This window comes from Enterobacter sp. 168J2 (assembly GCF_034107265.1).
Classification (GTDB): Bacteria; Pseudomonadota; Gammaproteobacteria; order Enterobacterales; family Enterobacteriaceae; genus Enterobacter; species Enterobacter nematophilus.
The window spans coordinates 19437-38408 of record NZ_JAWNEB010000004.1 but is presented as its reverse complement, the minus strand read 5'-3'; the positions used below and the strand labels follow the sequence as shown (position 1 = coordinate 38408).

General features: G+C 56.2%; 19 protein-coding genes and 3 tRNA genes. 11 read left to right on the top strand and 11 right to left on the bottom strand.

Going from position 1 to position 18972, the window contains the following annotated elements; genetic code table 11:
- Positions 1-384, top strand: coding sequence for a YfeC-like transcriptional regulator (locus USG84_RS12565; protein ID WP_151414078.1), 384 nt, complete (start codon positions 1-3; stop codon positions 382-384).
- Positions 385-436: 52 nt separating this feature from the next.
- Here USG84_RS12565 and gltX read toward each other — a convergent pair whose 3' ends face one another.
- Positions 437-1852, bottom strand: a complete 1416-nt coding sequence (gene gltX / locus USG84_RS12560; RefSeq protein WP_061097461.1) for a glutamate--tRNA ligase — start codon at positions 1850-1852, stop codon at positions 437-439.
- A gap of 258 nt (positions 1853-2110) precedes the next feature.
- On the opposite strand from gltX, the gene USG84_RS12555 reads away from it, so the two are divergent.
- The 4 genes from USG84_RS12555 (at position 2111) to USG84_RS12540 (ending at position 2880) form a co-directional block, all read left to right on the top strand.
- A tRNA-Val gene (locus tag USG84_RS12555) sits at positions 2111-2186 on the top strand.
- 41 nt (positions 2187-2227) lie between these two features.
- Positions 2228-2303, top strand: a tRNA-Val gene (locus USG84_RS12550).
- Positions 2304-2307: 4 nt separating this feature from the next.
- Positions 2308-2383 (top strand) — tRNA-Lys (locus USG84_RS12545).
- A 155-nt stretch (positions 2384-2538) separates the two neighbouring features.
- On the top strand, positions 2539-2880 hold the full coding sequence (locus tag USG84_RS12540; RefSeq protein WP_061097460.1) for a FlxA-like family protein: 342 nt from the start codon (positions 2539-2541) through the stop codon (positions 2878-2880).
- Here the strand turns inward: USG84_RS12540 and USG84_RS12535 are convergent.
- Positions 2877-3812 (bottom strand): LysR family transcriptional regulator, encoded by a 936-nt coding sequence (locus tag USG84_RS12535; protein ID WP_320738293.1) that lies wholly within the window; start codon positions 3810-3812, stop codon positions 2877-2879. The two genes, USG84_RS12540 and USG84_RS12535, sit on opposite strands and share 4 nt — an antisense overlap.
- Before the next feature lie 89 nt (positions 3813-3901).
- Between USG84_RS12535 and USG84_RS12530 the strand changes: the two genes are divergently transcribed.
- On the top strand, positions 3902-4897 hold the full coding sequence (locus tag USG84_RS12530) for a bile acid:sodium symporter family protein (RefSeq protein ID WP_151414079.1): 996 nt from the start codon (positions 3902-3904) through the stop codon (positions 4895-4897).
- Here USG84_RS12530 and USG84_RS12525 read toward each other — a convergent pair.
- The 3 genes from USG84_RS12525 to zipA all read right to left on the bottom strand — a co-directional run bounded on the left by USG84_RS12525 (position 4894) and on the right by zipA (position 8179).
- On the bottom strand, positions 4894-5109 hold the full coding sequence (locus tag USG84_RS12525) for a DUF3820 family protein (protein WP_003861328.1): 216 nt from the start codon (positions 5107-5109) through the stop codon (positions 4894-4896). The genes USG84_RS12530 and USG84_RS12525 overlap by 4 nt on opposite strands.
- A gap of 1 nt (position 5110) precedes the next feature.
- The gene (gene ligA / locus USG84_RS12520; RefSeq protein WP_253542923.1) at positions 5111-7126 is read right to left on the bottom strand and encodes an NAD-dependent DNA ligase LigA; all 2016 of its coding nucleotides are present in this window, start codon (positions 7124-7126) and stop codon (positions 5111-5113) included.
- 69 nt (positions 7127-7195) lie between these two features.
- Complete coding sequence (gene zipA, locus USG84_RS12515) at positions 7196-8179, bottom strand: cell division protein ZipA (RefSeq protein ID WP_151414080.1); 984 nt, start codon at positions 8177-8179, stop codon at positions 7196-7198.
- A 230-nt stretch (positions 8180-8409) separates the two neighbouring features.
- On the opposite strand from zipA, the gene cysZ reads away from it, so the two are divergent.
- The 5 genes from cysZ (at position 8410) to crr (ending at position 13203) form a co-directional block, all read left to right on the top strand.
- Positions 8410-9171, top strand: coding sequence for a sulfate transporter CysZ (gene cysZ, locus USG84_RS12510; RefSeq protein WP_061097455.1), 762 nt, complete (start codon positions 8410-8412; stop codon positions 9169-9171).
- A gap of 163 nt (positions 9172-9334) precedes the next feature.
- A complete protein-coding gene (cysK, locus tag USG84_RS12505) occupies positions 9335-10306 on the top strand; it encodes a cysteine synthase A (protein ID WP_008501603.1) in 972 nt (323 codons plus the stop codon).
- 317 nt (positions 10307-10623) lie between these two features.
- Positions 10624-10881, top strand: coding sequence for a phosphocarrier protein Hpr (gene ptsH, locus USG84_RS12500; protein ID WP_000487600.1), 258 nt, complete (start codon positions 10624-10626; stop codon positions 10879-10881).
- A gap of 44 nt (positions 10882-10925) precedes the next feature.
- Complete coding sequence (ptsI, locus tag USG84_RS12495) at positions 10926-12653, top strand: phosphoenolpyruvate-protein phosphotransferase PtsI (RefSeq protein WP_008501604.1); 1728 nt, start codon at positions 10926-10928, stop codon at positions 12651-12653.
- Positions 12654-12693: 40 nt separating this feature from the next.
- Positions 12694-13203: a PTS glucose transporter subunit IIA gene (gene crr, locus USG84_RS12490; protein WP_003861316.1), complete on the top strand. Its 510-nt coding sequence runs from the start codon at positions 12694-12696 to the stop codon at positions 13201-13203.
- Between the two features lie 44 nt (positions 13204-13247).
- On the opposite strand, the gene pdxK is transcribed toward crr, so the two are convergent.
- The 6 genes from pdxK to USG84_RS12460 form a co-directional block, all read right to left on the bottom strand.
- Positions 13248-14084 (bottom strand): pyridoxine/pyridoxal/pyridoxamine kinase, encoded by an 837-nt coding sequence (gene pdxK, locus USG84_RS12485; RefSeq protein ID WP_151414081.1) that lies wholly within the window; start codon positions 14082-14084, stop codon positions 13248-13250.
- Between the two features lie 5 nt (positions 14085-14089).
- Positions 14090-15001, bottom strand: a complete 912-nt coding sequence (gene cysM, locus USG84_RS12480) for a cysteine synthase CysM (RefSeq protein WP_151414082.1) — start codon at positions 14999-15001, stop codon at positions 14090-14092.
- Between the two features lie 67 nt (positions 15002-15068).
- Positions 15069-16163 (bottom strand): sulfate/thiosulfate ABC transporter ATP-binding protein CysA, encoded by a 1095-nt coding sequence (cysA, locus tag USG84_RS12475; RefSeq protein WP_253542924.1) that lies wholly within the window; start codon positions 16161-16163, stop codon positions 15069-15071.
- Positions 16153-17028 (bottom strand): sulfate/thiosulfate ABC transporter permease CysW, encoded by an 876-nt coding sequence (gene cysW / locus USG84_RS12470; protein ID WP_151414083.1) that lies wholly within the window; start codon positions 17026-17028, stop codon positions 16153-16155. Before cysW ends, cysA begins: the two co-directional genes overlap by 11 nt.
- Positions 17028-17861, bottom strand: coding sequence for a sulfate/thiosulfate ABC transporter permease CysT (gene cysT / locus USG84_RS12465; protein ID WP_061097449.1), 834 nt, complete (start codon positions 17859-17861; stop codon positions 17028-17030). The genes cysW and cysT overlap by 1 nt, the downstream gene beginning before the upstream one ends.
- On the bottom strand, positions 17861-18874 hold the full coding sequence (locus USG84_RS12460; protein WP_151414084.1) for a sulfate ABC transporter substrate-binding protein: 1014 nt from the start codon (positions 18872-18874) through the stop codon (positions 17861-17863). Before USG84_RS12460 ends, cysT begins: the two co-directional genes overlap by 1 nt.
- Positions 18875-18972: the final 98 nt, after the last annotated feature.

Sequence of the window (18972 nt, the reverse complement as noted above, 5' to 3'; positions counted from 1 at the left end):
ATGAAAAGACTACGTAGCAAAATGACCACGGAAGAGCTGGCGGAGAATTTGGGTGTTGCCAGACAAACCGTAAATCGCTGGATACGGCAACAGGGGTGGAAAACCGAAGGACTCAATGGCGTAAAAGGCGGTCGGGCGCGGCTCATTCACGTTGATGCGCGCGTGAAGGAGCATATTATGAGCCTCCCGGCTATCCGTAACCGCCAGGCGGTTTATCATCTGGCCGAGGTAACCTCATCCTACAATGAACAGCCTTCACGTCTGCGTCCGGGCATTATCGAAACGCTGGAGAGTATGACCGAGCTTGAACAGCAGCGTCTGGATACCTTACTGAAGCGCGAAGGCATACGCGGGTTTCTTGCTCGTCTGGGTATTGCTGAATGAAAGGCAAAAAAAACGGCAGGATACCCTGCCGTTTTTCTTATAGATGGCTTAATTACTGCTGATTTTCACGTTCTGCAATAAAATCCAGCGCCTTGTTGATGCGCGCCACGCTGCGTGACTTGCCGATGGCATGGACAGTCACGTCCAGCGCCGGAGACTGACCCGCACCGGTTACCGCAACGCGCAGCGGCATACCGACTTTACCCATGCCCACTTCCAGTTCGTCTGCGGTCGCCTGAATGGCGTGATGCACATTCTCAGCGTTCCACTCGGTGAGCGCAGCCAGCTTGTCACGCACCACTTCCAACGGCTGACGCGCAACCGGGCGAAGGTGCTTCTTCGCGGCGTCGGCGTCAAACTCATCAAACTCTTCATAGAAGTAGCGGCAGCTTTCGGCAATTTCTTTCAGCGTTTTGCAGCGCTCGCCGAGCAGTTTCACCAGATCCGCCAGCTCAGGGCCGGTGCGGGTATCAATATTTGCCTGCTCAATGTGCCACTGCAGGTACGTCGCCACATATTCCGGCGGCATGGTATTGATGTAGTGATGGTTCAGCCACAGCAGCTTGTCGGTGTTGAATGCGCTGGCAGATTTGCTCACAGAGCTCAGAGAGAACAGCTCGATCATCTCTTCGCGGCTGAAGATCTCCTGGTCGCCGTGAGCCCAGCCCAGACGCACCAGATAGTTCAGCAGCGCTTCCGGCAGATAGCCATCGTCGCGATACTGCATGACGCTGACCGCACCGTGACGTTTAGACAGCTTTTTACCGTCGTCGCCGTTGATCATGGAGACGTGCGCGTAGACCGGAACAGGTGCATTCAGCGCTTTCAGGATGTTGATCTGACGCGGGGTATTGTTGATATGGTCTTCACCGCGGATAACGTGGGTAATTTCCATATCCCAGTCATCAACCACAACGCAGAAGTTATAGGTTGGGGATCCGTCGGTGCGGCGAATGATCAGATCGTCCAGCTCCTGGTTGCTGAATTCGATCGGGCCACGGATCTGGTCGTCGAAAATCACCGAGCCATCCTGCGGGTTAGCAAAACGCACCACGCAAGGCTCATCAGCGGCATGCTCGCTATGGTCGTGGCGACAGCGGCCGTCATAACGCGGTTTTTCACCGTTCGCCATCTGCTCTTCACGCAGCGCATCCAGACGCTCTTTGGAGCAGTAGCACTTATACGCCGTACCCGCGACCAGCATCTCATCGATGACAGCGTTATAGCGGTCAAAACGTTTGGTCTGGAAATACGGGCCTTCGTCCCACTGCAGGTTCAGCCAGTTCATACCATCCATAATGGCTTCAATTGCTTCCGGCGTGGAGCGCTCAAGATCGGTGTCTTCTATACGCAGCACGAACTCACCTTTGTTGTGGCGTGCAAAAAGCCAGGAATAGAGAGCAGTACGAGCACCACCGACGTGCAGATAGCCTGTCGGGCTCGGCGCGAAGCGAGTTTTGATTTTCATGAAATGGCCTTACGTTATAAAGATGCCGGCAATCGGCAAATCCCGGGGAAAAAACGATGGGCAATATTCTATCACTGTGGGGGGATTCCTCAATGTCGATCCCTTTATCGTGGCGGAGTTTGCTGTTTTTGTTTAGAAATCATGCGCCACCGCCCGTTTTGCGATCGTTTTGTTTAATTTTACGACGAACGAATAAAAACTTTAGAAAATGCGTTGACTCATTTTCAACTCTCCCTATAATGCGACTCCACACAGCGGGGGTGATTAGCTCAGTTGGTAGAGCATCTCCTTTACACGGAGGGGGTCGGCGGTTCGAGCCCGTCATCACCCACCATCTACTTAGGTAGACTCGCAGTGTAGATAAGAATTGAGATTGGGCGATTAGCTCAGTTGGTAGAGCATCTCCTTTACACGGAGGGGGTCGGCGGTTCGAGCCCGTCATCGCCCACCATTTCGGGTCGTTAGCTCAGTTGGTAGAGCAGTTGACTTTTAATCAATTGGTCGCAGGTTCGAATCCTGCACGACCCACCAATGTAAAAAAGCGCCCTAAAGGCGCTTTTTTGCTATCTGTAATATAATCGGGTGTTGATCGTATAAGCCCCGAACCAACTCCCCAGATATGGCAGTTTTCCTCAAGCTAATCCCGTCGGTGCCGATACCTCTGTTTTATAGCGCGAGGAAAAAGTATGACGACCATTCAGGCTTCAACCCAACCCATTCAAACCAGCAGCGGCGGAAGCGGCGCTTCCGGCAGTAACGATATCGCGGCGCAAATCAGCCGCATTACCGATAAGATCAAAAAGCTGACCCAGCAGTTAAAAGAGCTGGCAAACAGCTCCGGCAGTGCAGATGAGAAGAAGAAGCAGCAGGAACTGATTCAGACCCAGATCAAAGTGCTGCAGGCGCAGCTCGCGGCGCTGCAGCGCCAGCAGGCCGAAGAGGCCCAGAAAAAGCAGGATCAAAAGATGGGTAAAGTGGAAGGGGTTAACAGCCCGTCAGACAATCATCAGATTGATATCTACATCTAATCGTCTGATGCGTTAAACAGTGGGTCGCGTATGCGGGCCTCGGTTAATCGTTGTGCCTGGATACGCACCACTTCCCAGATAGCCTGCGCCGCTCCCGAGAGTGAGCGATTTTTTCGCCGCACCAGCATCAGCTTTCGCTCGACAACGGGCGTCAGCCGCTTCACCGCCAGCCGGTTTCCCTGCGGCAGGGGAAGCGCCAGGGCGGGCAGCACGCTGATGCCAATCCCGGCTTCCACCATGGGAAACAGCGTGGCCGGGTGACCTATCTCCTGCACGATCGTTGCGTTAACGCCCTGATTCACCAGCGCGGAATCAATCAGCGGGCGGCTGCCCGAGGCATAATCCTGCAATACCAGGTTCGCCCCCTGCAGGGACTGCCAGCTGACCTCCGGCAACGCTGCCAGCGGGTCGTCGTCACGGCAGAGCAGCAAAAAGGGCTCAGAAAGAACGCTTTCGCATTCCAGATCGCTCACCTGGCCGGGGTCGATCACAATACCAAAATCTACATCCCCCTGGCGGATGCTCTCCAGCACCCACTGCTGCGGCCTGTCATGCAGAACAAAATCAATATCAGGGTAGCGATGGTTTCCCTCGGCGATACACTGCGGAATAAGGTGCGCGGATATCGTCTGGCTGGCCGCAACCCGCACGGTGCCCGACAGCTGCTGTCCCAGCCTTCCCACGTCTCTGAGCGTGCTGTTGAGCTCATCCAGCAGCCGTTCGAGGCGCAGGGCCAGCTGCTGTCCCGCTTCGGTCAGAACCACTTCGCGCGTGGTGCGGTCAAGCAGCCTAACGCCGGTCTGATTTTCCAGCTCTTTCACGCTGTGGCTGACCGCCGACTGGCTCAGGCCAATCATCTCCCCTGCCCGGCTGAAGCTACGGGCATGGGCGACGGTGACGAAAATACGAAGCTGGCATAGGGAATAATTCATCTGTTTAATTCATGAATGGATGCAATAAATCAATTTTATTTCTCAAATGGAAAAAAGCACAATAGCGACATCTGTTTTCAGGAGTCATTATGAAACTATTTCGTATTCTTGATCCGTTTACGCTTACGCTGGTGGCTACCGTTTTACTGGCCTCGTTCTTCCCCGCCCGCGGCGGTTTCGTCCCGTTTTTTGAGGGGCTGACGACGGCCGCCATCGCGCTGCTGTTCTTTATGCACGGCGCAAAACTCTCCCGCGAAGCGATTATCGCTGGCGGTAGCCACTGGCGACTGCACCTCTGGGTGATGTGCAGCACGTTCATTCTGTTCCCGATCCTCGGGGTGCTGTTTGCCTGGTGGGCGCCGGTTAACGTCGACCCGGCGCTTTACACCGGTTTCCTGTATCTCTGTATTCTCCCGGCCACCGTGCAGTCCGCTATTGCCTTTACCTCTCTTGCCGGAGGGAACGTTGCGGCTGCGGTCTGCTCCGCATCGGCATCCAGCCTGTTAGGGATTTTCGTCTCCCCGCTGCTGGTGGGCCTGCTGATGAACATGCACGGCGCGGAAGGTAACCTTGAGCAGGTCGGCAAAATCTGCCTGCAGCTGCTGCTGCCGTTTGTTCTCGGGCATCTCTCGCGTCCGTGGACCGGGGCGTTTGTGGCGAAGCACAAGAAATGGATCTCCAAAACCGACCAGTCGTCGATTCTGCTGGTAGTCTATTCCGCCTTCAGCGAAGCGGTCGTGAACGGGATCTGGCACAAGGTGGGCGCAGGCTCGCTGCTGTTTATCGTGGTGGTCAGCCTCGTTCTGCTGGCAATTGTCATTGCGGTAAACGTTTTTGTGGCGCGCAAATGCGGCTTCAACAAAGCCGATGAGATCACCATTGTCTTCTGCGGCTCCAAAAAGAGCCTGGCGAACGGCATCCCAATGGCGAACATTCTGTTCCCCACCTCGATGATCGGGATGATGGTGCTGCCGCTGATGATTTTCCACCAGATCCAGCTGATGGTCTGCGCGGTGCTGGCGCGTCGCTACAAGCGCCAGACGGAAAAACTGGCGCAGGAAGAGACCCGCGCCGCGAAGGCTTAAGGACGCTTCAGGGGCTGCACCAGCTGGGTCAGCCCCTCGGTTTTAATCAGTAGCGTGATAGCCATCAGCTCGCCCAGTCGCCCTGCCGGAAATTCATCCTTACGGGCAAACCACAGCAGATATTCCTCCGGCAAATCGATCAGCCTGCGGCCCTTATATTTACCGAACGGCATCTCCGTATTGGCTATCTCAACGAGCTGCTCTTTCTCCACGTTACTCTCCTAACAGACGCATCATTTCCGCTTCGTCGATAACTTCAATGCCGAGCTCCTGGGCTTTCGCCAGCTTCGACCCCGCCGCTTCCCCGGCAATCACCAGGTCGGTTTTCTTCGACACGCTGCCCGCCACTTTGGCCCCCAGCGCCACCAGACGCGCTTTTGCATCGTCGCGTGAAAGCTGGCTCAGGCTACCGGTTAGCACCACGGTTTTACCGGCAAATGGACTGTTGATCTCTTCGGCGTTGACCACCACCGGCGCGGGCCATTTAATGCCCTCTTCCAGCAGCTTGCCGATGACCTCGCGGTTGCTCTCTTCGGCAAAGAAGTTAAAGACGTGCGTGGCGACGACGATGCCGACGTCCGGCACTTTCTGCAGCTCGTCGATGCTTGCCTTTTCCAGTTCCTCCAGCGTACCAAAGTACGCGGCTAAACCTGCCGCCGTCGCTTCGCCGACTTCACGAATGCCCAGCGCGTACAGGAAGCGGGCAAAGGTCGTCTCTTTCGCCGCTTCCAGCGCGTTAACCACGTTCTGGGCTGACTTCGGCCCCATGCGATCCAGACCGGTCAGTTTGCCCGCCGTCAGCCTGAACAGATCCGCTGGCGTATGGACATACTCTTTCTCAACCAGCTGATCGATAATCTTATCGCCCATGCCGTCAACGTCCATTGCACGACGGGAGACGAAGTGCTTAAGCGACTCTTTACGCTGCGCGCCGCAGATCAGGCCGCCCGTACAGCGGGCCACCGCTTCGCCTTCCACGCGCTCTACGTCAGAGCCGCATACCGGGCAGTGGGTCGGGAAGACGACCTCGCGCGTATCGTCAGGACGCTCTGACTCAACAACGTTCACCACCTGTGGGATAACATCGCCCGCGCGGCGAATCACCACTTTGTCACCAATGCGCAGGCCGAGGCGTTCGATTTCATCGGCGTTGTGCAGCGTAGCGTTACTCACCAGCACGCCCGCGACCTGCACCGGCTCCAGCCGTGCGACCGGGGTAATCGCGCCCGTACGGCCCACCTGGAACTCCACGTCGCGAACGAAGGTCATCTGCTCCTGGGCAGGAAACTTAAACGCCACCGCCCAGCGCGGCGCGCGCGCCACAAAACCCAGCTGCTCCTGCAGCGCCAGGGAGTTGACCTTGATAACAACGCCATCGATATCAAAGCCGAGCGTCGGGCGGTCCTCTTCCACTTTGTGGTAGAACGCCAGCACCGATTCCGGCGAGTCGCAGAGCTGAACGCGGTTGCTCACCGGCAGGCCCCAGGCTTTAAACTGCAGCAGACGCCCGAGGTGCGTATCCGGCAGTTCGCCGCCCTCCAGAATACCGACGCCGTAGCAGAAGAAAGTAAGCGGTCGCTTCGCCGTAATGCGCGGGTCAAGCTGGCGCAGAGAGCCTGCCGCCGCGTTACGCGGGTTAGCAAACACTTTTCCACCGGTGCGACGCGCTTCTTCATTGATCTTTTCGAAGCCCGCCTGGGGCAGGAATACTTCCCCGCGCACTTCCAGACGCGCAGGAATGTTGTCCCCCTGCAGTTTCAGCGGGATCGCGCGAATGGTGCGCACGTTGGTGGTGATGTCTTCCCCCGTCGTGCCGTCGCCACGCGTGGCGGCACGCACCAGCACGCCGTTTTCATAGAGAAGGCTGACCGCCAGGCCGTCGAGCTTCAGCTCGCAGCACCAGGTGAGGGAATCGCTGCTTTTCAGACGGTCCTGCACGCGCTTGTTAAACGCGAGGAAGCTCTCTTCATCAAAGACGTTATCCAGCGACAGCATCGGTACTTCGTGACGCACCTGGCTGAATGCCCCCAGCGGCTCGGCGCCGACGCGCTGGGTCGGGGAATCCGGCGTAATCAGTTCCGGGTGCTGCGCCTCCAGCTCGCGCAGCTCGCGCATCAGCCGGTCATACTCCGCATCCGGCACTTCCGGTGCGTCCATAACATGATAGAGATATTCATGATGGCGAAGCGTGGTTCGCAGTTCAGTGAGTTGTTGTTCGATTGAGTCCATATCGCACCATCAATGAGAAAAAACCCCCGACAGGCGGGGGTTGAGGAGGAGTTGAAGTAAACGCGACGATTACGCGTTGGCTTCCTTAACTTCGCGGATGCGGTCCTGATACTCGCGCAGCTTCTGCGGGGTCATCATTCGACGCTGATCGTCGAGCACCACACCACCTACTTCATCAGCGATGTGCTGCGCGGACTGCAGCATCAGCTTGAAGTTTTGCAGCTCATCGCCGTAGGACGGCACCTGCATAAAGATAGTGACACCCGGCGTCACAAAATCACCGGTCATTTCCGGATCGAAGGTGCCTGGGTTGACCATATTGGCCAGGCTAAACAGCGCCGGGCCGCTACCGTCAGGGCTCAGGTGGCGATGGAAAATATTCATATCGCCAAACTTGAAGCCTGCCTGTTGAATACTGTTGAGCAGCACGTCACCGTTGAGATGGCTGCCGTGATGCGCGGCCACGTTCATGATGATCACCGCTTCTTTACGCTGGGGCTTTTCAACAACCGGTTCAGGCTCGACGACCGGCTCTGGCTCAACGTGCGGAGCCGGAGCGGGCTGCGGAGCAGGCTGTACATGAACAGGCTGCTGCGGCTGTTGTACCGGCTGCGCAGGCTGCTGTTGCACGGGCTGCTGCACAGGTTGGTGTTGAACCGGCTGTGGCGCAGCGGGCTGCTGTTGCACAGGCGGTTGCGGCGGCTGACGCACAGGTTCTTCCACTGGCTGCGGCGCTGGCTGGCGCGGCTGGGCAGAGGCATACGGCGGTTGATACTGGTGCTGCGGAGCGCGGGGGGCTTCATGCTCCCCATGAGCCGCGCCGGGCGCAGTATTGACCCGATGAACACGAACTTCACCCACGCCGTCGTCGTCGCTACCGGTGATGTCATCTTCAGTGTCATCATCATCACGACTGGACTTCATGCGCTTCAGTGGGCGATCGCGAAACATCGAGGAACGCTCTTTACGGCTGGTCCAGAAACCATGTACCAGTAAAGCGATTATGGCGATCGCGCCAACAATGATTAATATCAGACGCAAATCCTGCATCATTATATTCTCTGTTGTTCTAACACCTTGCCACCACGGCAAACATTTACTCACTAAGAGTATTTGCCGTTTACGTCAAGTGCAAGTGTGTGCAGAGCATTCGCAGCATAAAGATGAAGTAAATTGTGCTTTTTGCTGGTTTTTCGAACATTTCCGAACTGGTCATTGGTCCGCAAGTGGATAATATAGGCGGGCAATTCCACTGGTTGTGAAAAAAGGAGTACAGCCTGGTTATGGTTTCAACATCGTCTTCTCCCCCGCGCAGCGGCGTCTGGTATTTCTCTCAGGGCTGGAAACTGGTTTCACTGCCGGGTATCCGTCGCTTCGTCATTCTGCCGCTGTTGATCAACATCATTCTGATGGGCGGCGCGTTCTGGTGGCTGTTCACAAAGCTTGAAAGCTGGATCCCGTCGCTGATGAGCCACGTGCCGGACTGGCTGCAGTGGCTTAACTACCTGCTCTGGCCGGTGGCGGTTATCTCCGTGCTGCTGGTATTCGGCTATTTATTCTCAACGATTGCGAACTGGATAGCCGCGCCGTTTAACGGCCTGCTGGCGGAACAGCTGGAGGCGCGGCTTACCGGCGCGACGCCACCGGACACGGGCGTACTGGGGATCGTGAAAGATATCCCGCGCATTATGAAGCGCGAGTGGCAGAAGTTTGCCTGGTACCTCCCCCGCGCGGTTGTACTGCTTGCCCTCTACTTTGTCCCCGGCATTGGCCAGACGGTTGCGCCGGTGCTGTGGTTCCTGTTCAGCGCCTGGATGCTGGCCATCCAGTACTGCGACTATCCGTTTGATAACCACAAGGTGCCGTTTAAAGCGATGCGCACGGCCCTGCGCACCCGGAAGGTCGCCAATATGCAGTTCGGCGCGCTGACCAGCCTGTTCACCATGATTCCCTTCCTTAACCTGTTCATCATGCCGGTTGCGGTTTGCGGCGCGACGGCGATGTGGGTGGACTGCTACCGTGCTAAGCACGCGTTATGGAAATAATGCAAAAATGTGTAAAGCAGGGGTGGCTTATGCCGCCCCTTATTCCATACTGATCCCCATTATTTCCTTGCAGTATATAGATATGCGAATTCCTTACTTCCCCCTACCTGCTTAGAAGGTATGCTGGGTCGGTATCCCAATTTCATACAGTTAAGGACAGGCCATGAGTAAGATTTATGAAGACAACTCGCTGACTATCGGTCATACGCCCCTGGTTCGACTGAACCGTATCGGTAATGGACGCATTCTGGCGAAGGTCGAATCACGCAACCCGAGCTTCAGCGTAAAATGCCGCATCGGTGCAAACATGATTTGGGATGCTGAAAAACGCGGCGTGCTGAAGCCTGGCGTTGAGCTGGTGGAACCGACCAGCGGTAACACCGGTATCGCTCTGGCCTATGTTGCAGCCGCCCGCGGCTACAAGCTGACCCTGACTATGCCGGAAACCATGAGCATCGAACGTCGCAAACTGCTCAAAGCGCTGGGGGCGAACCTGGTCCTGACCGAAGGCGCGAAGGGCATGAAAGGTGCCATTCAGAAAGCGGAAGAGATCGTGGCCAGCGATCCGGCGAAATATCTGCTGCTGCAGCAGTTCAGCAACCCGGCTAACCCGGAAATTCACGAGAAGACCACCGGCCCGGAAATCTGGGAAGATACTGACGGCCAGGTTGACGTATTTATCTCCGGCGTCGGTACCGGCGGCACGCTGACCGGCGTGTCTCGCTATATTAAAGGCACAAAAGGTAAAAAAGAGCTGATTACCGTTGCCGTTGAACCAACCGACTCACCGGTTATCACCCAGGCGCTGGCGGGTGAAGAGCTCAAGCCAGGCCCGCATAAAATTCAGGGTATTGGCGCAGGCTTTATTCCGGGTAACCTGGATCTGAAGCTGATCGATAAAGTGGTCACTATCACGAACGAAGAAGCCATCTCTACCGCACGTCGTCTGATGGATGAAGAAGGCATTCTGGCGGGTATCTCTTCCGGGGCGGCCGTTGCGGCAGCGCTCAAACTTCAGGAAGATGAAGCCTTTACCAATAAGAATATTGTGGTTATCCTTCCGTCCTCGGGTGAGCGTTACTTGAGCACCGCACTGTTTGCCGATCTGTTCACGGAAAAAGAGCTGCAACAGTAGTGCCAGTATGTTAATAACGCGTAAAAAAGCACCTTTTCGGGTGCTTTTTTGTGGCCTGCTTCAAACTTTTGCCCCTCCTGGCATTGCTTCACCCCGTTGTGTCTGGTATTTAAACCAGCAATTATTTTGAAGCGTGAAATTAATCAGTGAACGAAATAGCCTTGCTGAATCGATTTTATGATTTGGTTCAAGTCTTCCTTTCGCTGCATAATGTTTAATGACGATTGAAACGTCAGCGCTAACAATACAGGCTAAAGTTGAGCCGCCAGGCTAGACTTTAGTTCCACAACACTAAACCTATAAGTTGGGGAAATACAATGTTCCAGCAAGAAGTTACCATTACCGCTCCGAACGGTCTGCACACCCGCCCTGCTGCTCAGTTTGTTAAAGAAGCGAAAGGCTTCACTTCTGAAATCACTGTAACTTCCAACGGCAAAAGCGCTAGCGCAAAAAGCCTGTTCAAACTGCAGACTCTGGGCCTGACTCAGGGCACCGTTGTCACCATCTCTGCTGAAGGTGAAGACGAGCAGAAAGCAGTTGAGCATCTGGTTAAACTGATGGCTGAGCTCGAGTAAGTTTACGGGTTCTTTTAAATATCAGTCACAAGTAAGGTAGGGTTATGATTTCAGGCATTTTAGCATCCCCGGGTATCGCTTTCGGCAAAGCACTGCTGCTGAAAGAAGACGAGATCGTCATCGACCGGAAAAAAATTTCTGCCGACAAGGTTGATCAGGAAGTTGAACGTTTTCTGAGCGGTCGTGCCAAGGCATCTGCGCAACTGGAAGCGATCAAAACTAAAGCTGGCGAAACTTTCGGTGAAGAAAAAGAAGCCATCTTCGAAGGGCACATCATGCTGCTCGAAGATGAGGAGCTGGAGCAGGAAATCATAGCCCTGATTAAAGATAAAGGCATGACGGCCGACGCGGCTGCGCATGAAGTTATCGAAGGTCAGGCAACTGCCCTGGAAGAGCTGGATGATGAATACCTGAAAGAGCGTGCGGCTGACGTACGTGACATCGGTAAGCGCTTGCTGCGCAACATCCTGGGCCTGGCCATCATCGACCTGAGCGCGATTCAGGATGAAGTGATCCTGGTTGCCGCTGACCTCACCCCGTCTGAAACCGCACAGCTGAACCTGAAAAAGGTTCTCGGTTTCATCACCGACGCGGGTGGCCGTACCTCCCACACCTCTATTATGGCGCGTTCTCTGGAACTGCCTGCCATCGTGGGTACCGGTAGCGTCACCTCTCAGGTGAAAAACGGCGACTATCTGATTCTGGATGCCGTAAACAATCTGGTTTACGTCAACCCAACTAATGAAGAGATCGAAAAACTGCGCGCGGTTCAGGAGCAGGTTGCGACTGAAAAAGCGGAACTCGCTAAGCTGAAAGACCTGCCAGCCATCACGCTGGACGGCCATCAGGTGGAAGTGTGCGCAAACATCGGTACCGTACGCGACGTTGATGGCGCTGAGCGCAACGGTGCGGAAGGGGTAGGTCTCTACCGTACAGAATTCCTGTTCATGGACCGTGACGCGCTGCCAACTGAAGAAGAGCAGTTTGCTGCGTATAAAGCCGTCGCAGAAGCGTGTGGCTCACAGGCGGTTATCGTCCGCACCATGGACATCGGTGGCGACAAAGAGCTGCCGTACATGAACTTCCCGAAAGAAGAGAACCCGTTCCTGGGCTGGCGTGCCGTGCGTATCGCGATGGATCGTAAAGAGATCCTGCGTGACCAGGTTCGCGCTATCCTGCGTGCCTCCGCTTTCGGTAAGCTGCGCATCATGTTCCCGATGATCATCTCTGTTGAAGAAGTGCGTGCACTGAAGAAAGAGATCGAAATCTACAAACAGGAACTGCGCGACGAAGGTAAAGCATTTGACGAGTCAATCGAGATCGGCGTGATGGTGGAAACACCAGCGGCGGCGACCATTGCGCGTCATTTAGCCAAAGAAGTTGATTTCTTTAGTATCGGCACCAATGATTTAACGCAGTACACCCTGGCAGTTGACCGTGGTAATGATATGATTTCACATCTCTACCAGCCAATGTCACCGTCCGTACTGAACTTGATCAAGCAAGTTATTGATGCTTCTCATGCAGAAGGTAAATGGACTGGCATGTGTGGTGAGCTTGCAGGCGACGAACGTGCTACACTTCTGTTGCTGGGTATGGGTCTGGACGAATTCTCTATGAGCGCCATTTCCATCCCGCGCATTAAGAAGATTATCCGTAACACGAACTTCGAAGATGCGAAGGTGTTAGCAGAGCAGGCTCTTGCTCAACCGACAACGGACGAGTTAATGACGCTGGTTAACAAGTTCATTGAAGAAAAAACAATCTGCTAATCCACGAGATGCGGCCCAAATTACTGCTTAGGAGAAGATCATGGGTTTGTTCGATAAACTGAAATCTCTGGTTTCTGATGATAAGAAAGACTCCGGAACTATTGAGATTGTTGCTCCGCTCTCCGGCGAGATCGTCAACATCGAAGACGTGCCGGATGTAGTGTTTGCTGAGAAAATCGTTGGTGATGGCATTGCTATCAAACCAACTGGCAACAAAATGGTTGCTCCAGTTGACGGCACCATCGGTAAAATTTTTGAAACCAACCATGCGTTCTCTATCGAATCTGATAGCGGTATCGAACTGTTCGTTCACTTCGGTATCGACACCGTTGAACTGAAAGGCGAAGGCTTCAAACGTATCGCGGAAGAAGGCCAGCGTGTTAAAGTTGGCGACCCGGTGATTGAATTCGATCTGCCACTGCTGGAAGAAAAAGCCAAGTCTACCCTGACGCCGGTTGTTATCTCCAACATGGACGAAATCAAAGAACTGATCAAACTGTCTGGCAGCGTCACCGTGGGTGAAACCCCGGTTATCCGCATCAAGAAGTAATTCTTGCCGCACGGTAAAATGGCGCCTTCGGGCGCCATTTTTGTTTATGCAGGAAGGATAAGCTCGTCGTAGCCTTTCGACTGGGTATAGAGCATTACGTCAGTCACCCGATCGCCGGCCATGCGAATGGCATCGGCAACGGTTTTCCCTTCAACAATCCCGCTCACCAGCTCTGAACAGAATAGATCCCCCGTCCCTTTCAGATCGGTTTCTACGCGCGGATGCGCGCTGACGGTAACGCCCTCATGCGTCACCAACACCACGTGGATGTTTTGCGGATCGTCAGCGACCGGCGCGCTGGTGATCGCCACCCATTTCAGAGTGTCAGAGAGCAATCCCTGCGCGGCGGCAATAGCGCTTTCCGGCGTCCGGCACGCCTTACCGCTTAACACTTCCAGCTCATAAACGTTTGGTGTAATCCCCTGCGCCAGCGGAAGCAGGTGCTCCCGGTAGGCTTCCGGAATATCGGGCTTAACGTACATTCCGCTGTCGATATCGCCGATAACCGGGTCGACCAGCACCAGCAGGTCAGGATGCTGCGCTTTGACCGCCTTCAGCCACTGCGCCAACAGCGCGATCTGGCTGGCGTTGCCCATGTAACCAGTAGTGACCGCTTTAAGCTCGCGCAGGATCTCGCGCTCTTCCAGCGCCTTCAGGTAGCCGCTGAACCACTCGTCGGGGATCACCCCGCCGTAGAAGGTGTCGTAGTGCGGCGTGTTGCTAAACAGCACCGTCGGCACGGCGGTGACGTTCAGCCGGTGGGTACGAATGTTGGGCACCGCAATGCTGTTCCCCACGCTGCCGTAAACCACCTGCGACTGCACCGCGACAATGTCGGTTTGCTGCGCCCGGGTGTTATCCCGGAATAGAATCATCTCCATGACGCTTAAATCCCCGCCCCCTGCGAATAACTCTCTTCACCAAAGACGCCGGTAGACAGATAGCGATCGCCGCGGTCGCAGATAATCGCCACCACGACCGCGCCGGGGTTTACCTGCGCCACGCGCAACGCACCCGCTACCGCGCCCCCCGAGCTGACCCCGCAGAAGATGCCTTCACGCACGGCCAGTTCACGCATAGTATTTTCCGCCTCGCGCTGATGAATATCCAGCACCTGATCCACCAGCTGCGCATTAAAGATGCCCGGCATATACTCCGCCGGCCAGCGGCGAATGCCCGGAATGCTGCTCCCCTCTTCCGGCTGCAGGCCAACGATGGTGACGGCTTTCTCCTGCTCGCGCAGAAAACGCGACACGCCGGTAATGGTGCCGGTGGTGCCCATGCTGGAGACGAAATGGGTAATGCGCCCGTCGGTTTGCTGCCAGATTTCCGGCCCGGTGGTGGTGTAGTGCGCGTACGGGTTGTCCGGGTTATTGAACTGATCGAGCAGCTTACCTTCGCCGCGCTCGGCCATCTCTAACGCTAAGTCGCGCGCGCCTTCCATCCCCTGCTCTTTGGTCACCAGAATCAGCTCGGCCCCGTAGGCGCGCATGGCGGCGCGGCGCTCCTGGCTCATGTTGTCCGGCATCAGCAGCTTCATGCGGTAGCCTTTCAGCGCCGCAATCATCGCCAGCGCGATGCCGGTGTTGCCGCTGGTGGCTTCAATCAGCACGTCGCCGGGCTTAATTTCACCGCGTTTCTCGGCCTGGACAATCATCGACAGCGCCGCGCGGTCTTTCACCGATCCCGCCGGGTTGTTGCCTTCGAGTTTGACCCAGATTTCGCTGCCGTTGTCGCACCCCATGCGCTGAAGCATGACCAGAGGAGTGTTGCCGATGGTTTGTTCGAGTGTATTCACGTTTTTTACTCAATAAAAAGCCCGGTAAGCATCACGCCACCGGGCGAAAAACATACTCAATAACCTATCAGGCTGACTCCGCCAGAGCAATATCCTCGCGCGCCTCAATCCGCTCGTTACCGTGATAGATGCGCGCATGCTGCAGCCCGACAAACAGGCGCTCGCCCCGGTGAGGCGGCACGTCGTCGCGCATGACCACGGTCAGCGGCTCGGTATACCAGCCCAGCGGCTGTACCACCAATTGGGTGAAGTGCCCTTTAGGGCTAGCTTCCAGCACCTGTACCGGCAGCGGGGAGTCCAGGCTGGTTCGACGGCTGACGTCCACCTCCCACGGGCGCAGGAACAGATCGACCGGCCCCTGATGCGCGGAGGTGTAGCCCAGCGGCCAGCGGTGCGCGCCGACGTGGAACTGCCCGCCGCGAATGGTGCCCTGCAGACGGTTCACCTCGCCCATAAACTCCAGCACGAAGCGGGTCGCCGGCTCGCGCCAGAGCTGTTCCGGCTCGTCAACCTGCTCGATGTTGCCCTGGCTCATGACCACCACGCGGTCCGCGACTTCCATCGCCTCTTCCTGGTCGTGGGTCACGAAGACGCTGGTGAACTTCAGCTCTTCATGCAGCTGACGCAGCCAGCGGCGCAGCTCTTTACGCACCTGCGCATCCAGCGCGCCAAACGGTTCATCAAGCAGCAAAATTTGCGGCTCAACGGCCAGGGCGCGCGCCAGCGCCACGCGCTGCTTCTGCCCGCCGGAAAGCTGGGCCGGGAAACGGTCCGCCAGGTGAGCCAGCTGCACCATCTCCAGCAGTTTGGTCACTTTCGCTTTAATGGTTGCCGCATCCGGGCGCTCGCGACGCGGCAGCACGGTCAGGCCAAACGCAATGTTGTCGAACACGGTCATGTGGCGGAACAGCGCGTAGTGCTGAAACACAAAACCCACTTTACGATCGCGGGCGTGCAGTCGGCTCACGTCGGTACCGTGGAAGCGGATGTGCCCGCTGGTCTGGTGCTCAAGACCGGCGATAATACGCAGCAGCGTGGTTTTGCCCGAGCCAGACGGCCCCAGCAGCGCCACCATTTGTCCGGAAGGGATATCCAGCGAGATATCATTCAGCACCTGGGTGCGACCAAAAGACTTCTTAATATTGGCAATCTCAATGCTCATGATTTCCCTCCTGATGCTGACGTTTTTCCTGATTCTCTAAACGCCACTGCACCACACTCTTCAAAAACAGGGTCAAAATGGCCATCAGCGTCAGCAACGCTGCGGCAGTAAACGAGCCGATGGTGTTGTAGTCCTGCTGCAGCAGCTCAATCTGGAGCGGCAGCGACAGGGTCTCACCACGGATGGATCCGGAGACGACGGAAACGGCACCGAACTCTCCGATCGCGCGGGCGTTGGTCAGCACCACGCCGTAAAGCAGCGCCCAGCGAATGTTCGGCAGCGTGACGCGACGGAACATCTGCCAGCCGGATGCGCCCAGCAGCACCGCCGCTTCGTCTTCGTTGCTGCCCTGGCTTAACATCACCGGCACCAGCTCGCGCACCACGAACGGACAGGTTACGAAGATGGTCACCAGCACCATGCCCGGCCAGGCGAACATGATCTGCAGGTTATGCTCATCCAGCCAGCCGCCCAGCGGGCCGTTGGAGCCGTAAAAGAGCAGGTAAACCAGACCGGCAACAACAGGCGACACGGCAAACGGAATATCCAGCAGGGTCAGCAGCATCTGACGTCCCGGGAAGTTAAAGCGCGTCACCAGCCAGGCCAGCAGGGTACCGAACACCAGGTTCACCGGTACCGTGATCAACGCAATCAACACGGTCAGCCAGATGGCATGCAGCATATCCGGGTCTGCCAGGTTTTCCAGCGCGGGCATCAGCCCCTTGCTGAAAGCCTGAACGAAGATATAGATCGTCGGCACGACGAGAATGAGGGCGGACACCAGCACGCCCACGCCAATCAGAAACCATTTACCCCAGTTGATGCGGGGCGCATCGTATCGCTTAAATTGCGTAACTTCCGCCATCAGTGACCTACCACACGTCGACCAAAGCGACTTTGCAGAGTGTTAATCGAGTACAGCAGCAGCAGCGAGGCCGCCAGGATCACCGAGGCAATGGCGCTCGCCGCCGGATAATCAAACTCCTGCAGACGGATGAAAATCATCAGCGAGGTGACTTCCGTTTTCCAGGCGATGTTCCCGGCGATAAAAATTACCGCGCCGAACTCACCCAGGCTGCGTGTAAACGACAGCGCGACGCCCGCCATCAGAGCCGGAGAGAGCTCGGGCAGAACCACTTTACGGAAGCTCTGCCAACGCGTGGCGCCCAGCGTTTCCGCCGCTTCTTCGTATTCCGGACCCAGCTCTTCCAGCACCGGCTGCACGGTACGGACCACAAACGGGATGCTGGTAAAGGCCATCGCCACCGCGATCCCGAGCCAGGTGTAGGTCACTTTGATATCAAACTTCGCCAGCCACTCGCCGTACAGCCCGTTCACGGAGAAGAGCGACGCGAGGGTTAAGCCCGCAACCGCCGTCGGCAGCGCAAACGGCAGATCCATCAGGGCATCAAGCAGCGTGCGGCCCGGGAAGCGATAGCGGGTTAAGATCCACGCCATCAGCAGGCCAAACACGCCGTTAAAAATGGAGGCGACAAACGCCGACAGCAGCGTCACCTTATAGGCCGCCACCACCTGCGGGTTGGTGATGACCTCCCAGTACTGCGCCCAGCTCATCTGAGCAAGCTGCATTACCAGCGCGCTGAGCGGCAGCAGCAGGATCAGGCAGACGAACAGCAGGCTGGTCCCGAGGCTTAAGGTAAAGCCCGGCAGCACGCGTTTTGTCGAAACTGCAAACATTACTTACGCCCCGCCGCCAGCAATTTGTCTAACTCACCGCCGCTGGCAAAGTGCGTTTTCATCACCTCAGGCCAGGAGCCGAAATGATCTTCCACGCGGAACAGCGCGGTCTGCGGGAATTTGTCCTTCAGTTTGTTCATTACGTCCGGGTTGTTCACGCGGTAGTAATAATCGGTGATGATGGTCTGCGCATGCGGGCTGTACAGGTAGTTGAGATAGGCTTTTGCCGCTTTCTCGGTGCCGTTCGCCTGCACGTTTTTATCCACCCACGCCACCGGGAACTCGGCCAGGATGTTGGTTTTCGGGATAACCACCTCGAAGCCCTGCGCTTCATACTGCTTGCGAATGTTGTTTACTTCGGATTCAAAGCTGATCAGTACGTCACCCAGACCGCGTTCGGCGAAGGTGGTGGTCGCGCCGCGGCCGCCGGTATCAAACACTTCGACGTTTTTCAGGAACTGGGTCATGAACTGCTCGGTTTTGGCTTTGTCGTTGCCGTCAGCCTTGTCCGCCGCGCCCCACGCGGCTAAATAGGTGTAGCGCGCGTTACCGGAGGTTTTTGGGTTCGGGAAAATCAGCTTCACGTCGGAACGCACCAGGTCGCTCCAGTCGTGGATGTTCTTCGGGTTACCCTTACGCACCAGGAAGCCCATGGTGGAGTAGAACGGCGAGCTATTGTTAGGCAGGCGGCTCTGCCAGTCAGCCGGGATCAGCTTGCCCTTGTCGTGCAGGATCTGCACGTCAGTCACCTGGTTGTAGGTCACGACATCTGCTTTCAGCCCCTGCAAAATCGCCAGCGCCTGCTTGGATGAACCGGCGTGGGACTGCTTGATGGTCAGCTTATCGCCATTGTTTTCTTTCGCCCACTGCTGCTCGAAGGGTGGGTTAAGGGCGGCAAACAGCTCGCGGGAGACATCATACGAGCTGTTCAGCAGCTCGGTCGCCTGCGCCTGGGCCACCATCAGTAAACCTGCCAGTGCCAGAGTTCCTTTTTTCAGTACAGTAACGGCCATTGCGCACCCTTATAAATGTGATGACTATCTTATAGTCATAATATTTATAACGGGGATGAAAGGAGTAACGGTTTTATATACCGTTTGGTGATTTACAA